Genomic DNA, 26,403 nt, shown 5'->3' with positions numbered 1-26,403 from the left:
ACCGGTGAGGGCTCGGCCATGGGCCGAGCAGATCACAGGCGCCGCCCGGTGTTCTTGGACGTCTCGATAGACGTTCGTCTATCGAGACTGGCCCTCTCCGCGGTGCGCGGGCTTCAGGGTGCTGAGGTGGCGCTCGATGCGCGATGGATTGTGACGGCTTCGCAAATCAGGACGAACCGCCGATGCAGGGGTTCTGGAGAGCTAATCGCCGCTGAGGCGAGTACCGCGCCAAGCAGCAGCGCAACGACGTCACTGGTGTCAACGTCGTCGCGGAGCGTCCCGTCGACCCGTCCTGCTGTGAGGATGGCGTCGATTACGGCGGTGACTCGTTCTCTCGCTGACGGCACGCCACCAGCCTCAGTGGTCGCCGCGACCACGAGGACGTCCCGAATCTCCCTCTTGGCGAAGACGAGATCGGCATATCGTCGCGCCCACGCCACAAGAGCATCCGCGGCGGAACTCTTCTCGAGGAGGCCGGCCGCTGAGCTGGTGACCGCGTCCAGTTCCTCGCTGTAAACAGCGACGACGAGAGCCTCCCGAGTTGGAAAGTGTCGGTACAGCGTGCCGATTCCGACGTTCGCCTCGCGGGCGATCCGCTCAAGTGACACCACCTCTCCTGCCGTGAAGGCTGCCCGCGCGACAGTGATCAACCGTGCCCTGTTCTGGATGGCGTGCGCTCGCACCGGCAACCCACCAACAGGGCGTCGGACTGGACGTGACAAGGCCATAACGGAGGTCCCTCCGGTAGTGCTACGGTCGTGTTACCGGAGTGCCCTCCGATAACCCTATGGTAGATGAAGGCGGCGTTTCATGACTGGCACGAACACACCCTCACGCAGCGATGCAACGAAGCGGCCGGGAGGGGTCGGCAGCCTCGGTGGCCGCGCTGTTGCTCGGATCGGTTACGGCGCGATGGAACTCGCCCGGCTTACAGAAGATCGCGCCCAGGGTGTCGCGCTCGTTCGGCGTGCGATCGAGCTGGGCGTCGACCATGTCGACACCGCGGAGTTCTACGGCGGCGGAGCCGTGAACCAGATCCTGCACGACGCCATCCGTCCGTCCGACGGTGTCCTTATCGCCAGCAAGATCGGCGCCGACCCGAACCCCGCCGGTGGAATGGTGCTGGCGCAGCAGCCGAACCAGATCACGGCCAGCGTGGAGACACAACTCACCACGTTGGGAGTCGAGCAGATCGGTGTGATGAACCTCCGCCGACCTGGGGTCAATCCGGAGGTCCCCGCGGAACAACGAGTGGATCTCGATGCGCAGCTTGCTGCACTGCGCGATCTCCGGGACGCTGGCAAGATCGGTGCGATCGGACTGAGCAACGTCACGTTCGACGAGTTGCAGCACGCCCTCCCTCTCGGTATTGCTTGCGTTCAGAACTCCTACAGCCTGCTCGAACGTAGGGACGAGCCGATGCTCGAACTCTGTCGCGACGAAGGCGTCGCATGGGTGCCGTTTTTCCCGCTCGGAAATCGCCACCCAGGCCAACCGCGAGTCACCGACCAGCAGGTTGTACGGGCTATCGCAGAGGCGTCGGGATGGTCACCCGCTCAGATCGGCCTGGCGTGGCTGCTGCACCACGCACCCAACACCTTCGTGATCTCTGGCACAGCGAACCCCGCACATCTCGAAGCAAACCTCGCCGTGAGCGACGTCGTCCTTGACCGAGCGAGCATGGCGGCACTGGATCGCGCCTCCTGAACGACGCCGCCCGGTAGCGGATCGGCTACTTAACGAGAGTCATGAGCGACAGCGCACACTGTCGAGAGATTCAGCTGGCGAGGTGCTCCCGGAAGAAGACGTCGAGGGTCTCGGCGGCTTCGTTGACGTACTTGGGCTCGTCGTACATCTCGTAGTGGCCTGCCCTGTCGATGACGTGGAAGTTCTTGGCTCGGGCGCTTTCTCCCAGAGGGCGAGGCCGTCGGAGTGGGAGAACGTCGTTCCGAGGCGGCCGCCGACGTGCTGGACACGTTGCGCAGCGTCACCGCTTCTCTGGCCATGCCGGCAGATGTCGTCCAGGAGATTCGGGACAAAACCGAGGAGGACGGACGATTCCGCGGGTCGGATCGGGCACTCGATTGGGCGCTGAGAAACGGGCACATCGCAGAACTAGACTCTCGTTCAGGGGTCGATCCTGACGTGGACCGCTACGTCTCCGCGATCCTCGGAATGCCTCACGAACGCCAGCCAGCCCGCGCGAAGGACATCGGCGAACGGATGGTCATCGCTCACGCTCTGGCGCGGCGGAATCGCGGGGAGCGGGTGATCGTCCTCATCGACGACGGAGGAGGTCAGCTCCTTGCTCGTCAGCACGGATTCAAACCGAGGGGCACGCTGCACGTGCTGCACCGCGCAGCACGGCTTGGGTTAGTAGCTGACTGGCCCGAGATACGAGAAATCTACTTGCGCCTGCGCCCGGAACCGGGCTCATCGCAGGCGCCGAAGGATCACGGTCTGCTCCCGCTGACCGATTCGGACGTGCAGCGCGCCCTGCGTGACAAACGCATCTACGGCCGTGGCGCCGGCGCGGCCTAACAGGTCGGCCTCGAATCACCACGACCAAGTTGTCTTCGGTGGACTCGCAGCGGGCGCCGGCTGGAACTCGCAGGCGAGGACCTCCACTCCGGGTTTCGCGGCGCCCTTCCGCGCCCGACGGTGATCCTCGCTTGCGCACCGATGTGGTAGCGGTCGGGGAAGCAGAGCCAGCCGATTTCGTCCGCCTTTTCAAAGGATGCGGCGCTCTTGTGTCAGCCGAAGAACGTCCGTGAAAGCAAAGTGAGCCCGAGCGCTCCTAGAATCACCGAGGGCAGCACCCACCACCAGCGCAATCCGCCGGCTCCGGAACGGAGAGCGACTGCCCCCGCGACGCAGGGCAGGAACGTCAGCGGCATCGCAGACCAAACGAGTTCCGGATCGCGGGCTGAGCCGACAAGCAGCCCCGCAAACATCGCTTCGATCGCGGCCAGCGGAGCCAGGGATACCAGAACCGCGCACATCACCACCAGCGCCGAGCCGGGATCCCTCGCCGCGCACCGACCGGCGCGCGGCCTGGCATCACGAGCTGGAAGGCGCGCCGCCTGTTCTCTCAGGTCAGCGTCGGGCGTTAAGGGACGCTCGTCGAAGAGGGCGAGATGATTTGTCACAGTTCATTCATATGCGGCGGACGGCAGTGGCGATCCGCGTCTACTGTCGCGTTTCATCGTCCGGATACGCCGTGCCTGCTCCGCGATCATGGAGGATGGTGAGCGCTTCGGTGAGCGCAGCGACAACGTCGACGGTGTCGTCGTAGTCGAGTGTGGCGGTCCCGGTGCAGCTGACGATGGTGACGGTGGGTCGTTCGTTGATGCGCACTTCGAGGTCGTCGGTGATCGTTGCGATCTCCGTCCCGTCCGCGGCGGAAGCAAAGCGTGTCGAGTTCATCATCGGTCCGTTCTGCCGGAGCAGGGTGCGGCGGCGTCGACCGTATGCGCGGATCGATCCGGTTTCAGTGGAAGACGCTGGGGCTTGGAGACGACGGCGAGAATCGCGCAACTCCCTCTAGACACCCCCGTGAACGCTCGTTACTATGAGCGTCTGGCGGCGAGATGCAGTGGGCTCCGCCGCTTCGTGGTTAGGAGGCGTTTCGATGACCGATGAAGCTGACCCTGCCGGCGCCGAGAGCCAGAGAACCTCGGGACGAACAGTCCAGCGCGTGCCACTGTCATCTTTCCGGCACGAAGTTCCGCCGCACCTTCGGGAATTCTTCGTCGAGGTCCAAGCCGACGAAGCATTCATCGCAGGTCTGAAGATGGGGGTCGGCGCTCTCACGGTGCAGCGGTGGGACCCGTCTTATGCCGCCGCCGGTTGGACCCTCTACGGCGCGGACCTCACTCTCGACCAGGGTCATCCCTTCGGATCAATGTTCTACCGCAACAACACCGACGGCCGAGTCCTCCGCGTCGGGGTGAAGTGGCATCCGCCCGTGCAGCAGCTCGAGTTCCCCGCGCTGCACCCGTCGAAGCCGGAGCTGACGTCCGACTGCACTGCTGAGGAGGTCACCGCGGTGGCGTTGGATGCGCGGAGTCGGATAGGGACTCTTGTCGCGGTCAATGCGCAGATCGGGTCGTTCGTCGCTACCGAGGAGTCCGAGAACGCGATCCTCGACGCATCCGGGCTCGGGCTGGAGCGGCTGTCGGAGGACGACCCACAGTTGGCTGGCGATGGGTGAGCGTGGGGCGCCGCAGTTCGAGCCGGTGCCGTTGCGGCTGCTGTCGTTGTCGGCGCAGTTCGACGCTGTCATCTGGCCCACGTTGGCGGGGATGACGTTCACGAACTCCACCGGACCAGAGATCCTGCAACGGACCGTCAACGTCCGCACAACAGAGGACGGGTCGGCGTTCACGCTGCTCAACGGAGCACCGTTGACGGACCCTACGGACCCACTCCTGGAAGCAGCGACGCAGGTGCTCGCGGTGCTTTCCGAGCTGCGCGCCGTGGGCCGTGGACCGGAAGCGGTTGGGCCGGCTGATGTCTGACCGGCGATGGGTGCAGAACATCCGCCACGAGCAGACGATCCTGTCGTTGCCGTTCGGGCTTGCCTACACGATTGACGTCACCCAGACGCTCACAGCTCTCGCTGCTGCCGGTATGCCGGCCCGCATCGAAGCGTTCGACCGGCTCCGATTCGACGACGGCCGGACGGCGTTCCTCGCCACCCCGGACCCGACCACCACCGTCATTGACGGCGGTGCTGGCGGGCGTGTTGACGATGTGATCCTGCTGCCTGGCGGGTCCGAGGGTGGAGTGCTGTCGCTGGTGCGCCGATACCCGGACCTGGTGGTGGTGAACGGCAAACGGGGGTGGGTCTGGGCGGACGGCCGGCAGGTGCACGGCACGTCGATGCAGCGGGAAGCGACCCCAGGTTGGAAGACTGTGTTCGCGATCGCCCGCAGCATCGTCATGCACGGCGGCGGCACGCGCGCTATCGCGGACCGCACCGGCATCTCAATGGGCGAGGTCCGCACCGCGCTGCCGACCCTCGGTTCGCACGTGTTCGATACGCCCATCGGATGGGAAGCCACGGATGGGCCCGCGCTGGTCGACTGGGCACTCGCGGCGTATCCGGGGTATGGCGGGGTCCGGACCTGCTGGCGGCGTGACGACACCATCGACCAGCAGGCGGACCAGCTGATCGGGGTGGGTGGGGTGATGTCGGACCGGTGGGCGGCTCAGCAGTCCGGGGCGCTCGTTCCCCCGGACCGGTTGACTGCGTTCTTCGCCGAGCATCCGGACATGCAGGCGCTCGGCTACGAGCCTGCGTCGGCGGATCACGCAACGGTGTCGGTCGTCATCCCGCAGGACACCACGATCCTCACCGGCGCGGAGGGGTGCTGCACAGACGACTTCATCACCGCGCACGTCCTCTACGAGGACAGCTGGGTGACCGCGAACACGGATGCGGTCACCGGGCTGCGGCAGCTGCTGCACTTCCGATCCGACCTCGCCCACGACCTCCGCTGGCACCCCGGCAGCGATAACGGCAGCGGTAGCGGTGAGGGCGGGGTGGGCTGATGCTGCAGCTGCTGTCGCTGACGTTGGCGTACGACGACACCCGGTTCTTCGGCTCCGTCATGTTCACCGACCCCGACCACCCCGACGCGCCACCGTCCACGGTCCTCATCGATCATGCCGACGAGCCGCCCTGGTTCCGGCTCACCAACGTCGACCCGGACGGTCAGGACCCGACGTGGCCGGCGATGGTCGAAGCGGACCGGATCATGCGGTTCCTCCTCCGCTACACACCGGAACGTATCGGCCGCACGTCCACTGACTTTCCGCAGCTCTGATCCGCTCTGCTCACGCCCGACCTTTGGAGGTAGTTGCTGATGATGCGTCTGGTGTCCATGCACCTGTCGAACGACCGGATCCTCTGGGGGCACGTGCTCCTCGAGGACACCGAGAACTCGGACGCGCACCTGGCGCAGATCCTCGTCCGCCCCATCGACGTCGAGCCCGGGTACGAGCTCTACGACAAAACCAACACGGTCCTGTCGGACCTAAACGTGCCGGCGGTGCGGGAAGCGAACCGTATCGTGCAGACCCTCCTCATCCCCGCATCCGAGATCGCGAAGCGGGAGAAAGCCGTCCGGGCGGTGATCCACTCCGGCTACTTGGAAGGGTTCCCGGACGACATGCCGTGGCAGTCGCAGTTGTGGATGTACGCCCGCGGTGAAGTCACCCGCGAACAGCTGTCCGCGTACGCCGACGAAGGCCGACAGATCCCCCGCCAACCCGACCACAGCGCTGTTGGTCCGGCGGACGTGCCTGAGGACTGGTGGCAGACCACGCAGGCCCGCATCCGCCGGAACCTCCTCAACACAACTCTCACCGAGCCAGAAGTCGCCGCCGCGCTGCAGGTGAGCATTGAGGAGGTCGGTGAGCTGTTCGAGGCGAACCGGCTGACGAGCTTCGACCTCGGGGGCGAAGAACGCATCCCCGACTGGCAACTCGTCAAGCCCGTGCTCCCCGAGTTCGGCGACCCGTCATCGCTGCTGCCAGGCCTCGACGTCCTCTACGCGGCGGCACCGCAGCCGCTGCTCGACGCGGCGGCGATGACCGAGTTCATGACCACACCCCGCCGCTTCCTCACCATCGAGGATGAGCCGCTGACACCGTTGACCTGGATGTTGCAGGGCCGGCCGCTCGCGACGATCGTCGCCCTGTTCCGCGGACGGCGGTGGCGGCAGTGACCCGCCGGCCGGACCTGTTCCTCATCAGCGTCGCCTTCGACATGCACGGCGTCCACGGGCATCTCTTTTTCCGCGACACATCCGAGGCTGAACTGCGACGGGTCATCGTGTCCGGCTCAGGCGACGCCGCCACGTACCGGGTCGAACCCGCGCACGGGGACCCTCGGGACGGGTGGGAACCGTTCCTCACCGAAGCCAGTTGGTTGATGGCGCTCATCCGACCCGACACGCGGGAGGAACGCAGCTGATGGGGCCCGCTCTCGAATGGGTCACTGCCGCCTACGCCGGCCGGCCGCAGATCACGATGCCGTACGGGCTCGGCGACACCACCGACCTCACTGGCGCTCTCGCGGTCCTGAAGCTTGCTGGCCTGCCCGCGGTCGTGGAGTCGCAGGACACGATCCGCCTCGCCGACGGTCGCCGCGCACGTTTCCCAACGCTGACGCAACGACCACGCGCCGAGGCAGAAGCAGCCGTGGAGTTGCTGCTGCTGGCGCCACGGACGGTGACGACGACGCAGATCGCTCTCGCGGAGCAGACCGAGACCGTGCTGCTCGTCGACGTGAACCGGCGGCGGGTGTGGGTCGACGGAAAGCAGGTCCTGGGTGTGCTCGAGCGGTGGAAGGACGCCGCGCCGATCTACGTCACCTTCGCGGTCGCACGAATACTCGCCGTCAACGGCGCCACGTTCGACAAGATGGTTCGCGCCGGACTCACCGCGGGGCAGGTCGATGACGCGCTCGCACGCCTCGGGAAACGCGTTCACCGCACAGACATCGGATGGGAATCACGGAAGGTCGGCGGCCTCGTCGACTTCGCCATCGCCTGCTACCCCGGACCAGGCGGCGTCCGCACCCAGTGGACATCCGACCTGCCACTTCCTGAACAGGCAGAGCGGCTCATCAGTGCCGGGTGCCGTATCTCCGGACGCGCCATCTCGGAACTGCCCGGCTACCCGCTCATCACCAAGCGGGACATGCCGTATCGGCTCGTCGCCTTCACCGAACACGAACTCGACATGGCGACCCTCGGGTTCGAACCCGACACCGTCGGCTACTCCGGCACCGAACTGATCCTCCCCGCCGACCCCACCATCAGCCTCACAGCCACCCACGCCGGCTACAGCGACCGAACCGACGACATCATCACCGCCAACACGCTCCTCCGCGCCGACATGCGCAACGACGACGACACGAAAGCGCTGGAAGAAGTCCGGAGCCAGCTGTGGTTCTTGGCCGACACCGGGTACGACCTCCGATGGAATCTGCCGAACTGAGAATGGGGAATGAGAAGTCGAATCCAACATTGTTGCTTGCGCTCGCGCCGAGGGCGAACTGATCGTCTCCTCTACCGTGAACCGTGAACCGTGAACCGTGAACCGTGACGAGCGCAGTACGCCTTGGAGAGCTGGCGTGGTCGATGCCGGGAACGTCGACACCCGCGGCTTGAAGCGCTTCCACCAGACAACGTCCGTCCGGTAACGTCGTCTCTAGCTGCGCCCAGCATGCGTACTTTTAGGCCTAGTTCAGCGGCTGCAGCGGGCCTGGTTCGCGCCCCTGCCGCCGGACTGCTGCGTAAGTACACCCCACCCACCACTTCCCGGCCCAAACAAGTGTCTGGAAGCGGGTGCTTGTGTACACGTTCAGGCTGGCGCCGGCCTCTCTCGAACAGCACGTCTCTCGGTGCACCCCGAGCAAGTGCCCCGCCTCAACGACGTTCCCGGTCGACCATCCGAACCACGGCAGGAACCAGCGCAACAGCATTCGCGTATCTTTTGAAACATCGAGGCGTTGAGGAGATTTTGATGAAAATTGGTGTCATTGGGGCTGGCTCTGTCGGTGCCGCTACCATCTCGGCTCTGGTCCGAACAGGCGGGGTCAGCCCCGACGTCGTGATCGTCGACCGGGACGAGAAGAAAGCTGCGGGTCTGGCGGAGGACATGACCTATGTTGCAGCGTTGTCGTCTCTGTCGAGCGTCCGGGCAGGCGGCTACGACCAACTTGAGGGTGCGTCTCTGGTGATCGTGACCGCAGGAGTGAACGAGAAGAACGGGGGCGCGACGGATCGCAACGACCCGAAGGGACGGCTCAATCTGATTCCAGTGAACGCGAAGGCGTATCGGGAAATGATCCCGGCCGCGACGCATGCGGCCCCGGAGGCGACGCTGCTCGTCGTGACAGATCCGCCCGACCCGCTGGCGGATCTTGCCCGGGCGTTGGCGCCGACGACGAACATCGTGTCTGCGGGAACCGTCATCGACTCGTTGCGCCTTCGTCATCACATCGCGTTGCACCTCGGGGTACATGCCCGGGACGTGCAGGCAAGCGTCGTGGGAGAGCACGGCACCTCAAGCGTGGTGCTGTGGTCCACCGCAACCGTCGGCGGCGCACCTGTCTTGGACGAATTCCGCCGGCTCGGGGGCGTGCCGAAAGCGATCCAGAACCAGATCGAGTCCGATGTCCGTTTCGGCAACATCACCATCATCGAGGGCATCGGCGCGAGCCAACACGGCATCGGCGCCGTCGTTGGGCGCCTCGCCGAAGCGATCGTCACGGACGAGAACGCGGTCTTCCCCGTCGCTTCCTACCAGTCCGACTACGACGTCACGTTGGCACTGCCCTCGATCCTCGGCGCCGGAGGCGTTGTGCGGACGATCCTGCCCCGGTTCACCGACGAGGAGCTCGCCGGACTCCATCACAGCGCCGCCGTCCTCCGAGACGCGCGCGACATCGCTCTCGGTACCGCCCACTCCTGACCCAAAAACAGATACTGACCTGGCGCGCCGGAGCGGATTGCTCCGCTCCGGCCGCCCCGACTTGTCCCCGCGCGGACGCTCACTCCTGACCGCACCCCGAGACCTTCCAGCGCTCGAAAGACGAAACCTGAGCTCGGCTGCAGTGCCGCTTGTGCCGCTATCAGCACGTGAGGAACCGGCGGCGGTCCACATGTCAGCAATCGATGGCGTCAGCGACCCCAAGGTCGCCTCGTTCCACCGTGGAGGCGCGGAACCCGCCGGTGCGCGCCTCCAGCCCGTCACCGGGCCGCATCCGACGCTCGGCGGTCGCGTCAGCCCTTGACCGCCCCGCCGAGCCCTGCCGAGTTGAGGAACATCCGCTGGAACCCGAGGAACAGCACCACCGGGATGAGCGTTGAGATCGCCAGCGCCGCCAGGAAGACGTCGAGCTCGGTCGTGGACTGGATGCTCGGCAACCGCACCGACAGCGGCTGCATTGCCGGGTTCGGTAGGACGAGCAACGGCCAGAGGAAGTCCTTCCACGAGTTGATGACCGCGAATACGGACACCACTCCGAGGATCGGCTTCGACATCGGGAGCACCATCGACCAGAACATCCGGAAGGGTCCGGCGCCGTCGGTCGACGCGGCCTCGAAGACCTCACGCGGGAGGGCGTCGAAGAACCGCTTGACGAGCAAGATGTTGAAGGCGTTCGCCCCGGCCGGCAGCCAGACCGCCCAGTACGTGTTGATCAGCGACGTTCCGATCACCGGCGGGTGCAGGATCGTCAGGTAGAGGGGGACCAGGAGCACCACGGACGGGATGAACAGGGTTGAGAGCACCATGCCCTCGAGCACGCGGGAGTACGCCGGCCGCAGGATCGAGAGCACGTAGCCGCCGGTCGTGGCGACCAGGATCTGCATCACCCAGGCCCCGACCGCCAGAACGAGCGTGTTCCCGAAGTACAGGCTGATGTGGACGTCGTTCCACGCCGCGGAGACGTTCGCCCAGTCAACCCCGTTCGGGAACAGCGCGAGCGGCGTCCGGAGCGTGTCCTGGGTCGGCGTGATCGCGGACTTCGCGAGCCAGAGCATCGGCCCGAGTCCGAGACCGACCAGGCCGATGAGCAGGAGCCCGTTCAGCGAGAACAGCGACGCCCGAACCGACCGTCGACCGCGGTCGGCACGGGCGACGATCCCGCGCGTTGTGCTGTCCATCTGCCCGGACGAGAGGCGAACGGGCCGCCGGGGGCTCCGTCGCACTGGTGCGACGCTCGCGCCGGCGGGGTCGTCGGAGCCGAGGACCGGGGCGGAGGGAACCGTCGAGGTCATCAGACGCTCCACTTCTTCGTGAGTCGGAAGTACAGGATGCTGAGCGCCGCGAGCACGACCGCGAGCATGATGCTGAGCGCCGTCGCCGAACCGTAGTCGCCGCCGGTCGAGTTGGCGAACGCGTAGTCGTAAATCATCAGCAGGATCGTGGTGGTGGAGTTGTTCGGCCCGCCTCCAGTGAACAGGTAAGGCTCAAGGAACACCTGCGCGGTCCCGATCACCTGCAGGATGAGCGTCACGAACAACACGCCGCGCAACTGCGGCAGCGTGACGTGCCAGATCTTCCGCCAGACACGGGCGCCGTCCACCTCGGCGGCGTCGTAGAGCTCCGGCGGTACCGACAGCAGCGCCGCCAAGTAGATGATCACGGTGCCGCCAGCCGCTGCCCACGTCGCCTCGAGCACCAAAGACGGCATCGCCGTCCCGGCGTTCTGCAGCCACGGCTGCGGCGGGATGCCGACGAACCCCAGGATCGTGTTGAACACCCCGGTCGCGGAGCCGTCATAGAAGAACTTCCAGAGCAACACCGCGACCACCGGCGGCACGACCACCGGCAGGTACACCAGGGCGCTGAAGAAGCCCTTGGCCCGGCGGAGCTCGCTCATGAGCACCGCCATCACGAGCGGCAGCGGGTAGCCGAACACCAGGGCCAGCACCGCGAACCACACGGTGTTGCCCATGGCCGTCGGCAGAAGCGGGTCGTGCAGAACGTTGACGAAGTTGTCCCAACCGACGAACGTCGGCGCGGTCACCAGGTTCGTCTGCTGGAAGGACATCACCGTCGCGCGGACGATGGGCCACCATGAGAACAGTCCGAAGACGAGGATCAGCGGGAGGGCGAAGACGAGCGTCGAGAGCCCACCCCGACGCAACCAGGTCGCAGGAGTGCGCCGCCGGTCCCGAGGACCGTCACGGTCCGGACGGGAGGCTCGGCCCGGGTCCTGCAACCCGGTTGCGTTGGTCGTCATCTCACTTGGCCGAATCGAGCTTGGCCTGGATCTGCGTCTGCGCGTCCGACAGCAGCTTGGCCGGGTCCGCGGAATTGTCCGTGAGGACAGCCTGGACCACCGGGTCGAGCAGGCCGTAGAGCTCCTGCGTGTTCTTCGCCGGCTCCGGGACGATCGTCTGGTCGAACTGCTGCTCGGTGTACGGCTTCATCTGGTCGAGCGGGACGTTGATCCACTCCTTCGTCCACTCGAGGGTCTTGTCGTAGGTCGCCTTGTCGAACACCGGCACCTGCGGGGCGCCGACCGGCTGGTCGGAGGCGGCGAGGGTCTTCGCGTCGCGCTGGGCGTCAGCCTTCGTGAAGAGCTTCTGCATGTAGTAGAAGTCGATCCACTTGACCGCTGCCGCCTGCTGCTCGGCGGTCGACTTGGCGCTGACCGCGGCAAGGGTCCCGCCGCCGAGGGCTCCGGCGTCCTTCCCGCTGAGCGGCACGACCGTCTCACCGTACGACTTGGGGTCGATCTGGTTCTGCGAGATGAGCGAGCCGTAGTTGCCGCCGCCGGAGACGTACATGCCGACCTGACCGGAGGCGAAGGCCTGGTTGATGGCGTTCCAGTCGTAGAGGAAGTTGCCGCCCATGGAGTCGTCCTTCCACCGCATGTCCTTCATCAGCGTCAGGGCCTTCTCGAACGCTGCGCTGTCCACCGTCGCCTTCGTCTTCGCACCGGTTCCGGTCTCCGCACGGCCGCCCATCGCATAGGCGAGGGACGTGAGGATCCAGCCGCCCGTGTTGCCCTGCGTCATCGTCGCGTAGCCGGCTTTGCCGGTCTTGTCCGCGATCTGCTTCGCGTCGGCGCGCACCTCGGCCCACGTGGTCGGCGGGGAGTCAGGGTCCAGTCCGGCCTGGGTGAACAGGTCGCGGTTGTAGTGCAGCGCCTGGCCGTACGCCGCGATCGGGAGGGCTTCGATGTCGCCGTCCGCGTTCTCGCCGTTCTTCACGACATTCGGGTTGAACTTCTCCGCGTACGGCAGCTTCGAGACCAGGCCGGAGATGTCCGCGATCTGGTTCTGCTGGATGAGCGACTTACCGTCCGTGAACGGGATAGTGAACACGTCCGGCAGAGTGCCGCCGGCGAGCTCGGCGGCGAACGTCGTACCAGTCCACGTGTACTCACGGCTCGTCACCGTGATCTTCGGGTTCGCCTTCTCGAACGCCTTCACCTGGTTTTGGAAGGCGACCTTGGCGGGCTTCTCGAGGCCAGCGTCGACGGCGACGACGATCTTCGTCTTCCCGTCGGAGCTGGCGTCCGAGCCGGTGCTGCACCCGGCGAGCAGGCCAATGGCTGCGGTGGTGGCGATCGCGGCAAACGCGATCCTGCTACGTGACTTCATCGTCGGGTCCTCTTGTGTCGGGGTGTTCGGGTTCAGACGGAGTGGACGGCGAGCCAGACGCTCGTGTCCGGGGGGAGGGTGTGGTCGGTGAGGGGGCCGCTGGCGAGCACGACGTCGGCGTCGTCGGGCAGCGGCACATTGGTCGTCCCGCAGTTCGTGAGGTGGAGCAGTGCGCCCCGGCGGAACGCGATCACGTCGGACGTGTCATCCTGCCAAGAGAACGCGCCGTGCTGGAGGTCGTCGCCCCGGCGGAGTTCGAGCATCCGGCGGTACAGCGTGAGCGTTGACGTCGGGTCGTCCTGCTGCGCGGTCACCGAGTACCTCGCCCAGTCCGCGGGCTGCGGGAGCCAGGGCGCGGCATCTGTTCCGTCAGGGCTGAACCCTGCATTGGCGGCATCGTTCGTCCACGGAATCGGGACCCGGCAGCCATCACGGCCGGGGTCGACACCGCCGGACCGGAAGTGCATCGGGTCCTCGAGGCGGTCGAGCGGAATGTCCTCGACTTCGGGCAGGCCGAGCTCGTCCCCCTGGTAGACGTACAGCGCACCAGGGAGTGCGGCGACGAGCATCGCAGCAGCACGTGCACGGCGGGCGCCCACGACGAGGTCGCTCAGTGTTCCGAACCGCTTCGCATCGAACGCGAAGGCGCTGTCCGCCCGCCCGAACCGGGTCACCGGGCGGGTGACGTCATGGTTCGAGAGAACCCAGGTCGCCGGGGCCCCGACCGGCTCGTGCGCGGCGAGCGTCTCCGCGATCGCGGCACGGAACCCATCGGCGCCCCAGGGACGCGACATGAAGTCGAAGTTGAACGCCATGTGGATCTCGTCGGGCCGGAGGTACAGTGCGAACCGCTCGAGGTCCGCGAGCCAGATCTCCCCGACGAGCACACCGCTGTAGTCCTCGGCGATGGTGCGCCACCCGCGGTAGATCTCGTGCAGGTCGTCGCGGTCGAGGTTCGGGTGCTGCCCTGCGGCGTACTCACCGTCGATCTCCGGGAGCTCCGGGTCCTTCGCCACGAGGGCAGCCGAGTCGATCCGGACACCGGCAACGCCGCGGTCGAACCAGAAGCGCAGGACGTCCTCGTGTTCCCGGCGGACATCGGGATGGCCCCAGTTCAGGTCGGGCTGCTCGGGTGTGAAGAGGTGCAGGTACCACTGCCCCGGAGTCCCGTCGGGGTTCATGGTGCGCGTCCACGTGCTGCCCGAGAAGCTCGACGGCCAGTTCCCCGGGGGGAGGTCACCGTTCGGCCCCTTGCCGTCGCGGAACCAGAACCGCGCCCGAGCGTCGCTGCCGGGTTCGCTGGCGAGGGCCTCGCGGAACCACGCGTGCTGGTCGGAGACGTGGTTCGGCACGACGTCGACGATGGACCTGATGCCGAGCGCCGCGGCCTCGCTGATCAGCGCCTCGGCCTCGGCGACCGTCCCGAAGTCGGGGTGGATCGCACGGTAGTCCTCGACGTCGTACCCTCCATCTGCAAGGGGCGACCGGTACCACGGGGTGAACCAGATCGCGTCGATCCCGAGACTCGCGAGGTATCCGAGGCGGGACCGGACGCCGGCGAGATCACCGATGCCGTCGCCGTTGCCATCGGCGAAGCTGCGGACGTAGACCTGGTAGATCGCAGCGGTACGCCACCACTCTCGGTCCGTGACCGGCGTGGAGGCGGCTCGTGCCTCCAGGCCAGTGCGGGCCGCGGCGGGTCCACCGGGCGTGACCTCGGAGTCACGGGTCGGGCTGAGCGTCATCGTCCGGTCCTTCCGACGGTCGGGCGACGTCGCCTCGACCGGATTTGGTTTAGCGCTATACTTGGCGCTGGAGTGACAATATGGTGCTCCGATCTTCGATGTCAACTCCCACCCGAAACAGGATCGAACTGCCCGTGCCCGTCACCCTGAAGGACATCGCCGCCGAGGCCGGCGTCAGCCTCATGACGGTCTCGAACGTCGTCAACGGCAACCACGACAAGGTGTCCACCGGCACCATCGAACGTATTCGAGCAATTGTTGACCGCCGCGGATACGTGACGAACGCGTCCGCACGGAGCCTCGCCGCCAAGTCCTCGCGGCTCATCGGTCTGCTCGTGCCTTCGTCCGAGCACGACATCCTCGTACTCAGTCCGCACAACGTCGCAGTGTTCGGGTTCCTCGAGCGTCAGCTGCGCGATCGCGGGTACCACCTGCTGTTCCGCGGGGTGAGCGAGAAGGCGGAGGTCGACGTCGCCCTCCGGTCCTGGAACCTCGACGGCGCCGTGGTGCTCGGTTTCCTCGACGAGGAGGTCGACGATTTCCGGCCGACCGACGGCACGCCGATCCTCGCGCTCGACAGCTACTCGTCGAACCCACGGACCACCGGGGTGCGCTCGGACGACCATGAGGGCGGACGCCTGGCCGCCGCCCACCTGCTGTCGCTCGGGCACCGGCGGATCGCGTTCGCGGGCCCGAAGTTCTCCGACGTCGGCCTGGTCCGGCAGCGCTTCGAGGGGTTCCTGCAGGCGCACGCCGACGCCGGCGTGGAATGGGGCCCGGCCGACCGGATCGCCGTCGACCCGACGTGGGAGTTCGGGGTCGAGGGCGGGCGCTCGCTCGCGACGTCGCACCCGGCTGTCACAGCGGTGTTCGCGACCGCGGACATCCTGGCCGTGGGGTTCATGGAAGGTATCCGTCAGAGCGGACGATCGGTCCCGGGGAATGTCTCGGTTGTCGGGTTCGACGACATCGACGTGGCGCACTACGTCACGCCGAAGCTCACCACTGTGCGGCAGGACGTCGCGGCCAAGGGGTCGATCGCAGCGAGCATGCTGCTCGACGAGGTGCGCGGCGGCGGCGCCCCGGGAGACCCGGTCGTGATCCCTGTCGAGCTCGTGGTGCGAGAGTCGACCGCTCGGCCCTGACATCCGGGGCGTTGCTGCCGACCCTGCGGTCTGCTCTGGCGTGGGTCTTGCGGAAATGGTTCCAGCCCGTTTAGTTTAGCGCTCAACCGCAACGACGCGGTCCTGATTGAACGGAAAAGCACCGTGCGCAGACCCCCCACCACCACAGTCGGCCGAGCACTCGCCGGATCGCTCGCCGGAGCCGTCGCCGCTGCCTCAGCGTTGGCCCTGAGTCTCGGCGTCGCAGCCCCCGCGGCAGCCGCCACCACCACTCGCTACGAAGCCGAGTCTGCGAGCCTTTCCGGCGGCGCCGTCTCCACCTCAGACCACACCGGGTACAGCGGTGCCGGGTTCGTTGGTGGGTACACCGACGACAACAAGGGCTCCGCCGCCACGGCATTCCGGGTCACTGCAGCAGCAGCGGGCAGCGAGACGTTCGCGATCCGCTACGCGAACGGCAATGGGTCGGCAAAGACCCTGTCGTTCCGGATTGACTCCGGCGCCGTGCAGCAGGTGTCCCTGCCTGCCACCGCCAACTGGAACACCTGGGCCGCAGCCACGCTCACGAGCACGCTCACCGCTGGGACGCACACCATCACGGTCTCGTTCGGGTCCGGCGACACCGGCAACGTCAACCTCGACGCCCTCGACCTCACCCCGGCGACGACCGGCGCAGGTTCTTCCACCGGACCGCAGTTCGAGGCGGAGTCCGCCACGCTCACCGGGGGTGTGGTCGTCGGCACGGACCACACCGGGTTCACCGGCTCCGGGTTCGCCAGCGGGTTCACCGACGGCAACAAGGGCGCCGCGCAGGTCGCGTTCGCGGTGTCCAGGGCGGGCGCGGGGAGCACGGATTTGACGCTCCGGTACGCGAATGGCACCGGGTCCGCGAAGACGCTCTCGCTCGTCGTTGACGGAGGCGCCGCACAGCAGATCAGCCTCCCCGCCACGACCGACTGGAACACATGGGGCACCATCACCACGGCCGTGTCACTCGCGGCCGGCAACCACACGATCGCCTACCGTTTCGGCACCGCCGACACCGGGAATGTGAACATCGACGCGCTCACCGTCGCGACGACCTCGACGCCGACAGATCCGGGTTCACCCGGATCTGGCGGGTCGGCCGCGTCGCCCGCCGACGCCGAGTCGGCCTTCCGCTCGGGCGGCGCCACCGTCACCACGAGTACCACTGGGTACACCGGCACCGGCGCCGTGAACGGCTTCGGAACCGCCGGCGCCCGGATCATCCGCACCCTGACGATGCCCACGGCCGGGACAGCCACAACCACCCTCCGTTTCCAGAACACCAGCGGCACGACACGTACCCTCGCGCTGACCGTCAATGGCCGAGCGGCGGGCACGATCGCCCTCACCTCCGGCTCTGGATGGCGGACCGCAACCGCGAGCCTGCCGTTCACGGCCGGGATCAACACCGTCCAGCTCGCCGCGACCACCGCCGGCAGCGACGTCGCGATCGACAGCCTCGACGTCGCCGGAGTCGGTACGCTCGCGGTCCGCGGAGCCACCGTTCCGTACACCGAGTACGAAGCGGAGGCTGGGACCACGACCGGTACCGTCCTCGCCGCCGATCGCACGTTCGGCACCATCCAGGCCGAGTCGAGTGGCCGTCGCGCAGTGCGCCTCGACCAGACCGGGCAGAAGGTCTCCGTGACCCTGACGCAGCCGGCGAACGCGCTCACGATCCGCGCCTCGATCCCGGACACCGCTAACGGCGCCGGACAGACCGCGCCGCTCGCCCTCTACGCCAACGGCACCAAAGTCAAGGACGTGACCCTCAGCTCCGTCTACAGCTGGGTCTACGGCGCCTACCCGTACAACAACAACCCGTCCGGCGGCGGAGCGCACCGCTTCTACGACGACACCCGCGTCCAGATCGGATCGTTCCCGAAGGGCACCGTCCTCACCCTGCAGAAAGACGCGTCATCCACGGCCGCCTCGTACACGATCGACCTCATCGACGCCGAGACCGTGCCCGACGCGCTGACCGCCCCGACCGGTGCCCTGAGCATCACGAGCTACGGCGCGAAGTCGGACGGATCAGACTCGACCACCGCGATCACGAACGCCGTCGCCGCTGCCAAGGCGCAGGGCATGCCAGTGTGGATCCCGACTGGCACCTTCCGGATCACCTCGCGCATCAACGTTCAGGGCGTCACGATCCTTGGCGCAGGCGAGTGGTACTCCAACGTTCAGGGCACCAGCGGCAAGGGCGGGTTCTTCGCCACGGGCAGCAACGTCACGATCGCGAACCTCTCGATCCTCGGAGACGTCCGGTACCGCGACGACGCGGCCTTCGACGCCGCCCTCGAAGGCAACTTCGGAACCGGCTCGCTCCTGCAGGACATCTGGATCGAGCACACCAAGGTCGGACTCTGGGCAGACTCGGGCACGAACGGTCTCGACGTCGTCGGACTGCGCATCCGCGACACCTTCGCGGACGGCGTCAACCTGCACGCCAATGTCGTGAACGCCGTCGTCGAGCAGACCGTCGTCCGGAACACCGGCGACGACGCACTCGCGATGTTCTCCGACGGAGCGCCCGTCACCGACTCGGCCTTCCGGTTCGACACCGTCCAGGTCCCCGTGCTCGCCAACGGCATCGGCATCTACGGCGGCACGCGGAACTCGGCGACGGACTCGATCGTCAGCGACACCGTGACGAGCGCCTCGGGCATCGCCGTCGGCACACGATTCAACCCGGTGCCGCTCGCCGGCACGACCACCATCGCCCGCAACACCCTCGTCCGGACCGGCAGCCGCGAACCGAACTGGGCCACAAACCTCGGCGCGCTCTGGATCTACGCCGACACCGCGGAGATCACCACCCCTATCGTCGTGACGGACATGACGATCACCGACAGCACCTACCAAGCGGTGCTGCTCAGCTATCAGAAGACGATCTCGAACCTGTCCTTCGACAAGGTCACGATCAGTGGTGCGGGCACGTACGGGTTCGACCTGAACGCGGCCGGCAGCGCTGCAGTGTCGAACACCAGCGTCACTGGTGCGACCTCCGGTGGGCTCCTGAACGAAACCGGGTACACGCTGGTGCGAGGGGCGGGCAACAGCGGGTTCTGACCTGATTCGACTCCCGGCGGCTCCGGTCCTCCAGCGCTCACGCGTGGGGGCCGGAGCCGCCGCCGTGCGACCCGGCAGCGGATGAATGCGGGCGCAGCCGCGCGGTGAACGTGGCCCAGATCGACCACTCCGACCGAAACTCGACGGACTACTCCGCACCGCACTGCCCGCCAGACCCCGGCAGAAGCTTTCGAACGGTTGCTCTCGGACTCGAACCAACTACCCGTTCCAACGACCCCTTGGAACCGCCGATTCCTCGGCAGCTACCGCGACTGTGCGAGCAGCCGTTCCGATGCGTCCCAGAGCCAATCTGCTGCAACGGGGTCCAGTGCGTGCGGGAGAACTCCGTGGACTCCTCCCTGGATCGCTGCGACGACCTTGGCCGGATGGCAGTCCTCGTAGTAGGCGGGAGTCCCTGGCCCCAGTTCAGCGCGCGTTGCGACGTAGACGCTCGTCGCAGCACCTTGCTGGACGGTTTTGGTGCGGTACCGCCGCTTCATGCCTATAAGCACGGCAGGGTCCCAGTGGCGTTGCAGGTTGGTCCAGATGCCGCCGGGCATGACCGCTGATCCTGCGATTCCGTCGTCTTCCCACCGTCGGGTCGCCTCCAGGGCGAAGAGCACATTCGCTGTCTTGGATTGCCCGTAGGCGAGACCCGGGTCGTAGGGGTCTCTGTCGAAGAACAGATCGTCGAATCGGATGCCCGAGGATGCGTGCCCACTGGAACTCAGCGACACGATCTTCGCACCACCGGCCGAGCGCATCGCCGGGTGCAGACCTTGCGCGAGGGCGAAATGGCCGAGGTGATTTACGGCGAAATGCATCTCCCAGCCCTCGGGGGTCCGCTGCTCGGGTAGGTCCATGACGCCGGCGTTGTTCACCAGCAGGTGGAGTGGTCCCGACCACGAGCTCGCGAACGATCGGACGGATCCAACATCGGCCAAGTCGACGAACGCAGCACGGACGGCGTCGTTGCCAGTGCTCGCACGGATGTCTGCCGCGACTCGGTCCCCTGTCGCGACGTCGCGGACGGCGAGGGTGACCGCTGCACCGGCCGCAGCCAGGGCACGGGCCGTTTCAATACCGATGCCGGATCCTGCACCGGTTACGACTGCTGTTCTGTGGTGAAGGTCGATTCCGTCGATGACTTCGAGTGCGGTCGACTCGGCTCCGAACGGTTCTCGCAGGTCGGGCATCAGCCGAGCCGCGTGTTGGCGATTCCGCCGTCGACGTCGATGATCGTGCCGTGGAGGAACGAGGCCTCGTCCGAGACAGCGAACCGGACGGCGTAGGCGATATCGACGGGCCGTACCGGGCGCCCTGCGACTGTCACGGCAGTCATCGCCGCGAGAACTTCTTCGCTCTCAGCGTTGCCGGGAGTGCTCGTGGCCCCGGGAGCGATCGTGTTCACGTGAACCCCTTGAGGCCCGTATTCGGCCGCCCAGGTGCGCGTCATCTGCTCGAGTGCCGCCTTCGACCCGGTGTACATGGCTCCGAAGGGCAGGCCGACTCGGGCCATCCACGATCCGATGTTGACGATCGATCCGCGGCCGCGCTCCGCCATGGCTGGCGCGAGGGCCGCCACGAGGACGTGTGGGGCACGGATGTTGATGGCGAGGACCGCGTCGAGGTCGTCGTCAGCGAGATCGGCGGTCGCGGTCGCCGGGTAGATCCCGGCGTTGTTCACCAGGATGTCGATCTGGCCACCGGCGAGGGCCGAGGCTTCAGCGGCGAACCGGCGGACATCGGAGGCCGATGTACCGAGATCGGCGACGAGCGGTGACGCTTTGCCGCCCGCACGTTCGATCGTGGTGACGACAGCCTGCGTGCGCTCGGCATCGCGACCGTTGACGATGACATGGGCACCGGACGCGGCGAGTACTCGGGCGATCGCTTCGCCGATACCGCTGCTCGAGCCGGTGACGAGTGCGGTCTGACCGGAGAGTCGGTCATCGGATACCAGAGAGACGAGTTCTTCTTCGTTGGACTGCATGGCCCAGTCCTACCACGGACTGGACCGCATGGTCCAGCGGCGTACGCTGAACTCATGCAAGGGGCCAACATCACGGAACGCGGTCGCGCTACTCGCCAGCGCATCATCGAGGCGACGGGTCGGGAGATTCTCGCTTCCGGCATCGGCGGCACCACTCTTGACACCGTCCGTGCGGCGACGCTCACGAGCAAGAGCCAGCTCTTCCACTACTTCCCCGGCGGCAAAGCTGAACTCGTCCGTGAAGTCGCCATCTGGGAGGGCGGCGAGCTCCTCGCTGCGCAGAAACCGTACATCGACGACCTCTCGAGCTGGGAGTCGTGGCACGCCTGGCGCGATGCCTTGGTCGATTACTACATCGGGCTTGGCCGGTGGGCCTGCCCGATCGGTTCAATGGCGACACAGGCAGCCATGACAGATCCCGAATTGGCTCAGATCATCACGGACAGCATGACGAACTGGCGGCTGTCGCTTGCCTCCGGGGTTGCCAAGATGCAGAGCGCCGGCGAGGTCGAATCCGATGCCGACCCGCAACGGATCGCCGTCGCCATCCTCGCCGCCCTCCAAGGGGGTCTCATCTTGAGCCAGCCGGAGAGATCACCCTGGCCCCTAGAAGCCGCCATCGATGCCGCGCTCGACGTCCTGCACAAGGTCGCCCACGAACGCTGACCCCGCCATTACTTCCGATACTCCGAGCCGGGGTAACGATCCTCTTGCTGCTTTCGTGCTCAAAGGGTGCCGCCGTGGAAAAGGAACGGTGTGTGTGTCAGTCGATCTTGTGACTGACCGCGCATGGTTCATTCGCGGACTCCGTCGCCGATCAGATTGACGGGGTGAATCTGTCCGTCGACGACGCTGGTCGGACGGGGTCTCGCCATGCCTCGAGAGCTGCGCCTGAGAGGAATGGCCGGTCTCGCGCGGCCGTTCTCACCGTGCCGAGCGTCTTGCGCCTGTCCGGCAACTCGCCTCGCGACAGTGGTGTCCACGCCGACTGCACAGCTGCTACGTCACGGCAGGGTCCAGCTAGGGCCGTTGGGGGCGCTCCACCGGGCTCTGTCTCATGAGCCGATCCCCTGTTCACCGAGAGCGTCGCCTCGGTTCCTGTCGTGCCAGGGAACGCGGCAGTCGCGAACGTGGCCGGGATGGCGGGCTGGCGCACGTCGAAATCGCCGGTGGAGAAGCTCAGCGTCGACGAGTCACGCAGAAGCCACTTGACGGACGGTGAGAACGACCGCCGGGCCGCCTCCGCGGACCGGTAGGGTGAAGGGATGCGGGTATTGGTATCAGTCGACATGGAAGGTACCGCCGGGGTTGTCGACCGGTCGGATATCACCCCGGGCACTCCCGGGTGGGAACGCGCACGCGAATTCATGACAGACGAAGCATCTGCCGCAGTGCGTGGAGTGTTCGCTGAAGGCGGTGGGGCCGAGGTCACGGTGTGTGATTCTCACGCAAAAGGATTGAACATCCTTCCGGGAAGGCTGGACCCGCGTGCGCGTCTGATTCGCGGCACCCCTCGCCCCTTAGACATGGTCGCAGGCGTGGATCGTGGTTTCGACGCACTGCTCCTGCTGGGATATCACGGCCGAGCAGGCCTGACGGACGCCGTACTTCCGCACACCCTCAGCGGCCGCACCATCGATTCTGTTCGGATTAACGGAATGGTCCTGGGTGAGATCGGGCTGAGCGCGGCAGTGGCGAGATCGTATGGTGCGCCGACGGCGCTCGTGACCGGCGACGACGGAGCAGCAAGGGAGGCCGCGGACGTTCTGCCTGGTGTGGTAACGGTGACGGTGAAGCGAGCACTCGGTGTCAGGGCAGCGGACAGCGTCCATCCGGAAGTGGCGTGTTCGCTCATCGAAGACGCGGTACCGAAAGCTCTGGCATCCGTCGACCTGACCAGCCAGCTTGCCTTTCCTGCTTCGATAGACCTCGAAGTAGATTTGCGCATGGCGGAAATGATGGAACGAATTCTATTGATCCCAGGATCGGAACGTCGCGGCGCTCGGACTTTCGGCTATCCCGACATCGCCTTGCCCGCCGCTTACGGCTTGGTCGGCCTCGTGGCGGACATCGCGGAGATCAGCTGAGCCAAGACCCCATTTCTCCTCGCCGCCCGTCGAGCGTGAAGAGCGAGCTGGCCAGGTGTTCGTACCTCCTCGAGCACGAGGGATGACGTGGTCGATGGTGTTGCCGTGCTTGAAGCAGTAGGCACACGTGTAGTCGTACATCTCGAGCACAGCGCGCCGGGTCATCGGCACGGATCGACGAGGCACCCGGATGAACTGCCGCAGAAGCACAAACTCGGGCTCTGCGTACTTGCCCACCACGCTGTGCACGATCCGATCGCTCTCGACGAGGACAGACGCCTTCTCGTTGAGGACCAGGAGAAGAGCTCGCCGAGACGAGACGACCGCCATTGGTTCGTAGCTTGCATTGAGGACCAGGGTTCGACGCTCGCTGCGCTTCATGCGGTCACCTCCATGCCCTTCCCCATGCGACGGAGGGCAACGAGAGTGAACAGCGAGAGCAGTGCCGGTAGTTCAGAAAACAGGCACGAAGCGCTTCCGAAGGTCGGCCGAACACGTCGAGCATCTGACAGGCCGCACTGGCGGGGCAGCGGAACGACTTTACTGACTACCCGCAGTCAGCGGCCGACCGGCACGGCCTTCATCGGTGCGTGCCGGTAGCCGATTGCTCACCGCACGCCTGTTGCGCCCTGAATCGCGCCTCGCCGCCATCAACGCTCGGCGACCAACCTGACTGCAGCGGTCTGAAGACGTTCCTCGTCCGCGGCGGCACTGTCGCTCTGACCCTGCACCTCAGCTCCTCATGGCTTCAGTAGAGCGTTGCAGATGCGCCTGAAGGGCGGTGTCAAAGCTGTCGGCGTCCTCATTGCGCAGGAGGACGAGGAGTCCATCGTGCTCCTTCAGGATCTCGTCGAGGCGTTCAGCGACCGCAACGACACCACGAGTGATGAGCAACGCTTGCCGGTCGCGAAGACGGTCGTAGAACCCTGTCAGCAAGGGGTTGCCGGCCGCATCGACGAAGCCACGGTGAAACGCGATGTCCGATTCGACGAAGGCCGCCACGTCACCGGCCAGAGCTGCTTCACGTTGATTAGCTAGCACCGGCTCAAGGCTGTCCGCCAGCCTGCGGAGATCGACCGCCCGTCGGGCTCCGAGTGCTTCCAACGCGTGCCGAGCGTCAGCCAAGTCTTCCGCCTCTCTTGCTCCGATCTCTCGAACCAGGGCTCCCCGCTTCGGGTACACCGTGATCCAGCCTTCGTCCTGCAAGCGCGAAAGTGCAGTGCGAATAGGCGTGCGACTCATCGCCAGGCGCGTCGCGAGGTCTGACTCACTCAGCATCGCACCTGCTTCGAACTCGCCACCCGCGATGGCAGCTCTGATTCCCCGATGAGCGCGATCAGCCGCACTCTCGGCCTTCCCGGCGAACTCGTCCATCCGCAGCACCTCCGTGGCCATCTTCCCAGAACCTCTTGAACAACTCGGATACAAGTTGTATCCTACAATCTCATCGCGGAAGGAACCATCATGACGACCACCAAGCTCTCCTACGACGAGTTGATGCTGAGTACTGCCGAGGCGGTTGCACAGTCCGACGACCGGACTGCGGCCCGCTCCGAAGCAGACTGCGTCGCCATCCTGCGGAACGGCAGCCTCGGGAACGACCGGGTCCTGCGGATCCCGACCATCGACGGCCGACGCCCCTCCCACATCCTGATCGGCGACCAGCCTGACGGCGCTGTGGGGTGGACGCTCCTCGACGACTCCGGTATCTCCGCCGTGTACGAGCACCGCGCGCCGAGGCTGCTGATGGCGGGCGACACCGCCTCGCACCGGTGAGCCGCACGATCACAGTCCACGGTGCGCGCCGGCATTCGCTCGCGCGACCGCTTCGAACATGGCGCTCTGGCGTTCCCGCAATCGCGGTGATGGCGTGGGGAGGCAACCACTTCACGCCGTTGCTCCCGATGTACGAACGCCAGTTCGGCTATTCGACTGAGGCTGTGGACGAGATGCTCGCCGTGTACGTGCTCGGGCTCATACCGGGGTTCCTCGTCGCCGGCCCGGTGTCCGACCGATACGGCCGGAAGCGACTCATCGCGTTCGGCCTTGGGTGCGGTGCAGCGGCGAGCTTGGTGCTGATGACGTTCCCGAGCAGCCTCGCTCTGATGGCTGTCGGACGTTTCCTCGCCGGTGTCAGCGTCGCGATCGCGATGGTGGTCGGGACGAGCTGGATCAAGGAGCTGTCACCTGAGACCGGCACCCCCGGGCTCGCAGCCCGCCGAGCCACACTCACGCTGACCGTCGGCCTTGGAGTCGGAGCGGGGGTGTCGGCAGCGCTTGCGCAGTGGGCGCCGCTCCCCTCGGTTCTTCCGTACGTCGCCCACCTTGCCGTCACACTCGTCGCCAGCGTGGTGCTGCTCCGAGCGCCACGCTCACGGCCATACGACGCAGGGGTCCGTTCTCTGATCGCCGACCTTCGCATCCCAGCCGTGAGCCGTCGCGTCTTCTGGCGCTCGATCGTGCCAGTCGCTCCGTGGGTCTTCGGAGCAGCCGCAATCGCGTACGCGGTGATCCCGTCGACCGTTGAAGCCGAGGTCGGCTCCGACGCGATCTTGTACGCCGGAGCGCTGACCGTGATCACGCTCGGTTCCGGAGCGATCGCGCAAACCGTCGTTCCCCGTCTCGCCGTGTGGACTCACGGTCATCAGTCCACCGTGGGACTCTCCGCGACCATCATCGGCACGCTCCTCGCGGCACTCGTCGCCGCCCGGCCGTCGGTGGCGCTCGGCGCCTTCGCCGCGACCGTGCTCGGCATCGGTTACGGCATCTTGATGGTCTCGGGCCTCAGCCGGATACAGTCACTCGCGAACGGGAACGACCTCGGCGGGCTGACCGGCGTCTACTACTCCTTGGCGTACAGCGGCTTCGTGCTCCCCACCGTCATCGCCTCGACGTCGGTCATCGCGCCGACATCCGCAATCCTGATCGTCATCGCGGTGATCATCGCTGCCTGCCTCGTCATTTCTTCCCGACCCGCTCCGCCGGAGCTCTGACCGAGGCTTCAATCCGGTATCGGACCCAAAGACGTCACGTCCGTCCTACTGTCATCGACAGAACACCTCCCGGTAGTGCGCGATCGATGGGTGTCTACCGCGCCAAACCCAGGCCGGTGAGAAATTCCATCCTCAGATCGAGCTCAGTCGGCAGACCCCATCACGCTCGAGATGCCAGGAGCCGTTGCCTGACGCTCTCGCCACGCCCCAGGACGCCCTGCCG

The 26,403-nt window shown here is 66.4% G+C and carries 26 protein-coding genes; 16 read left to right on the top strand and 10 right to left on the bottom strand.

Translation table 11 applies throughout. From position 1 onward, the window contains the following. Positions 1–113: 113 nt before the first annotated feature. Positions 114–608 (bottom strand): TetR/AcrR family transcriptional regulator, encoded by a 495-nt coding sequence (locus QOL16_RS01030; protein ID WP_175473042.1) that lies wholly within the window; start codon positions 606–608, stop codon positions 114–116. A 202-nt stretch (positions 609–810) separates the two neighbouring features. On the opposite strand from QOL16_RS01030, the gene QOL16_RS01025 reads away from it, so the two are divergent. Together QOL16_RS01025 and QOL16_RS01020 are read left to right on the top strand one after the other, a co-directional pair. Next, positions 811–1,707 carry an aldo/keto reductase gene (locus QOL16_RS01025; protein ID WP_083393897.1) on the top strand — a complete coding sequence of 299 codons (897 nt, stop codon included), beginning with the start codon at positions 811–813 and terminating at the stop codon, positions 1,705–1,707. Positions 1,708–1,965: 258 nt separating this feature from the next. Beyond that, a complete protein-coding gene (locus QOL16_RS01020) occupies positions 1,966–2,541 on the top strand; it encodes a hypothetical protein (protein ID WP_139266314.1) in 576 nt (191 codons plus the stop codon). A gap of 212 nt (positions 2,542–2,753) precedes the next feature. Here the strand turns inward: QOL16_RS01020 and QOL16_RS01015 are convergent, their stop codons facing one another. Both QOL16_RS01015 and QOL16_RS01010 read right to left on the bottom strand, forming a co-directional pair. Next, a complete protein-coding gene (locus QOL16_RS01015; RefSeq protein ID WP_139266313.1) occupies positions 2,754–3,149 on the bottom strand; it encodes a hypothetical protein in 396 nt (131 codons plus the stop codon). A gap of 40 nt (positions 3,150–3,189) precedes the next feature. Further along, positions 3,190–3,429 carry a hypothetical protein gene (locus tag QOL16_RS01010; RefSeq protein ID WP_071282748.1) on the bottom strand — a complete coding sequence of 80 codons (240 nt, stop codon included), beginning with the start codon at positions 3,427–3,429 and terminating at the stop codon, positions 3,190–3,192. Between the two features lie 202 nt (positions 3,430–3,631). On the opposite strand from QOL16_RS01010, the gene QOL16_RS01005 reads away from it, so the two are divergent. The 8 genes from QOL16_RS01005 (at position 3,632) to QOL16_RS00970 (ending at position 9,489) form a co-directional block, all read left to right on the top strand. Further along, positions 3,632–4,213, top strand: a complete 582-nt coding sequence (locus tag QOL16_RS01005; RefSeq protein WP_139266312.1) for a hypothetical protein — start codon at positions 3,632–3,634, stop codon at positions 4,211–4,213. Next, positions 4,206–4,520 carry a hypothetical protein gene (locus QOL16_RS01000; RefSeq protein WP_071246343.1) on the top strand — a complete coding sequence of 105 codons (315 nt, stop codon included), beginning with the start codon at positions 4,206–4,208 and terminating at the stop codon, positions 4,518–4,520. Before QOL16_RS01005 ends, QOL16_RS01000 begins: the two co-directional genes overlap by 8 nt. Positions 4,521–4,530: 10 nt before the next feature. Beyond that, the gene (locus tag QOL16_RS00995) at positions 4,531–5,556 is read left to right on the top strand and encodes a hypothetical protein (protein ID WP_139266311.1); all 1,026 of its coding nucleotides are present in this window, start codon (positions 4,531–4,533) and stop codon (positions 5,554–5,556) included. Further along, positions 5,556–5,831, top strand: a complete 276-nt coding sequence (locus tag QOL16_RS00990; RefSeq protein ID WP_071246349.1) for a hypothetical protein — start codon at positions 5,556–5,558, stop codon at positions 5,829–5,831. Before QOL16_RS00995 ends, QOL16_RS00990 begins: the two co-directional genes overlap by 1 nt. A 51-nt stretch (positions 5,832–5,882) precedes the next feature. Continuing rightward, positions 5,883–6,734: an antitoxin VbhA family protein gene (locus tag QOL16_RS00985; protein ID WP_139266310.1), complete on the top strand. Its 852-nt coding sequence runs from the start codon at positions 5,883–5,885 to the stop codon at positions 6,732–6,734. Then, a complete protein-coding gene (locus tag QOL16_RS00980; RefSeq protein WP_139197393.1) occupies positions 6,731–6,982 on the top strand; it encodes a hypothetical protein in 252 nt (83 codons plus the stop codon). Before QOL16_RS00985 ends, QOL16_RS00980 begins: the two co-directional genes overlap by 4 nt. Further along, on the top strand, positions 6,982–8,010 hold the full coding sequence (locus QOL16_RS00975; protein WP_071282738.1) for a hypothetical protein: 1,029 nt from the start codon (positions 6,982–6,984) through the stop codon (positions 8,008–8,010). The genes QOL16_RS00980 and QOL16_RS00975 overlap by 1 nt, the downstream gene beginning before the upstream one ends. Before the next feature lie 528 nt (positions 8,011–8,538). Next, the gene (locus QOL16_RS00970; RefSeq protein WP_071246357.1) at positions 8,539–9,489 is read left to right on the top strand and encodes an NAD(P)-binding domain-containing protein; all 951 of its coding nucleotides are present in this window, start codon (positions 8,539–8,541) and stop codon (positions 9,487–9,489) included. Positions 9,490–9,800: 311 nt separating this feature from the next. On the opposite strand, the gene QOL16_RS00965 is transcribed toward QOL16_RS00970, so the two are convergent. From QOL16_RS00965 to QOL16_RS00950, 4 genes are all read right to left on the bottom strand, one after another. Then, a complete protein-coding gene (locus QOL16_RS00965; RefSeq protein WP_071246359.1) occupies positions 9,801–10,685 on the bottom strand; it encodes a carbohydrate ABC transporter permease in 885 nt (294 codons plus the stop codon). Positions 10,686–10,798: 113 nt separating this feature from the next. After that, the gene (locus tag QOL16_RS00960) at positions 10,799–11,767 is read right to left on the bottom strand and encodes a carbohydrate ABC transporter permease (RefSeq protein ID WP_175473041.1); all 969 of its coding nucleotides are present in this window, start codon (positions 11,765–11,767) and stop codon (positions 10,799–10,801) included. A 1-nt stretch (position 11,768) separates the two neighbouring features. After that, on the bottom strand, positions 11,769–13,136 hold the full coding sequence (locus tag QOL16_RS00955) for an ABC transporter substrate-binding protein (protein WP_071282736.1): 1,368 nt from the start codon (positions 13,134–13,136) through the stop codon (positions 11,769–11,771). A gap of 32 nt (positions 13,137–13,168) precedes the next feature. Continuing rightward, positions 13,169–14,881, bottom strand: coding sequence for an alpha-amylase family glycosyl hydrolase (locus QOL16_RS00950; RefSeq protein ID WP_071282734.1), 1,713 nt, complete (start codon positions 14,879–14,881; stop codon positions 13,169–13,171). A gap of 134 nt (positions 14,882–15,015) precedes the next feature. On the opposite strand from QOL16_RS00950, the gene QOL16_RS00945 reads away from it, so the two are divergent. Beyond that, positions 15,016–16,026 (top strand): LacI family DNA-binding transcriptional regulator, encoded by a 1,011-nt coding sequence (locus QOL16_RS00945; protein ID WP_083394918.1) that lies wholly within the window; start codon positions 15,016–15,018, stop codon positions 16,024–16,026. Positions 16,027–16,149: 123 nt separating this feature from the next. After that, positions 16,150–19,107: a CBM35 domain-containing protein gene (locus tag QOL16_RS00940; protein WP_217637610.1), complete on the top strand. Its 2,958-nt coding sequence runs from the start codon at positions 16,150–16,152 to the stop codon at positions 19,105–19,107. Between the two features lie 263 nt (positions 19,108–19,370). On the opposite strand, the gene QOL16_RS00935 is transcribed toward QOL16_RS00940, so the two are convergent. Both QOL16_RS00935 and QOL16_RS00930 read right to left on the bottom strand, forming a co-directional pair. After that, positions 19,371–20,303, bottom strand: coding sequence for an SDR family NAD(P)-dependent oxidoreductase (locus tag QOL16_RS00935; RefSeq protein ID WP_071282729.1), 933 nt, complete (start codon positions 20,301–20,303; stop codon positions 19,371–19,373). Then, positions 20,303–21,100, bottom strand: a complete 798-nt coding sequence (locus tag QOL16_RS00930) for an SDR family NAD(P)-dependent oxidoreductase (protein WP_071282727.1) — start codon at positions 21,098–21,100, stop codon at positions 20,303–20,305. The genes QOL16_RS00935 and QOL16_RS00930 overlap by 1 nt, the downstream gene beginning before the upstream one ends. A gap of 54 nt (positions 21,101–21,154) precedes the next feature. Here QOL16_RS00930 and QOL16_RS00925 point away from each other — a divergent pair, with 54 nt between their 5' ends. Then, a complete protein-coding gene (locus QOL16_RS00925; protein WP_071246372.1) occupies positions 21,155–21,766 on the top strand; it encodes a TetR/AcrR family transcriptional regulator in 612 nt (203 codons plus the stop codon). A gap of 599 nt (positions 21,767–22,365) precedes the next feature. Beyond that, the gene (locus QOL16_RS00920) at positions 22,366–23,187 is read left to right on the top strand and encodes a M55 family metallopeptidase (RefSeq protein WP_071246374.1); all 822 of its coding nucleotides are present in this window, start codon (positions 22,366–22,368) and stop codon (positions 23,185–23,187) included. Positions 23,188–23,919: 732 nt separating this feature from the next. On the opposite strand, the gene QOL16_RS00915 is transcribed toward QOL16_RS00920, so the two are convergent. Further along, positions 23,920–24,582: a GntR family transcriptional regulator gene (locus QOL16_RS00915; protein WP_083394917.1), complete on the bottom strand. Its 663-nt coding sequence runs from the start codon at positions 24,580–24,582 to the stop codon at positions 23,920–23,922. 69 nt (positions 24,583–24,651) lie between these two features. Between QOL16_RS00915 and QOL16_RS00910 the strand changes: the two genes are divergently transcribed. Further along, positions 24,652–24,963, top strand: coding sequence for a hypothetical protein (locus QOL16_RS00910; RefSeq protein ID WP_071246376.1), 312 nt, complete (start codon positions 24,652–24,654; stop codon positions 24,961–24,963). Between the two features lie 89 nt (positions 24,964–25,052). Further along, complete coding sequence (locus QOL16_RS00905; protein ID WP_139266342.1) at positions 25,053–26,180, top strand: MFS transporter; 1,128 nt, start codon at positions 25,053–25,055, stop codon at positions 26,178–26,180. Positions 26,181–26,403: the final 223 nt, after the last annotated feature.

This window comes from Curtobacterium sp. MCBA15_004, assembly GCF_001865055.2.
Classification (GTDB): Bacteria; Actinomycetota; Actinomycetes; order Actinomycetales; family Microbacteriaceae; genus Curtobacterium.
Note: the sequence above shows the minus strand (reverse complement) of the source record. Positions and strands in the feature narration are given on the sequence as shown.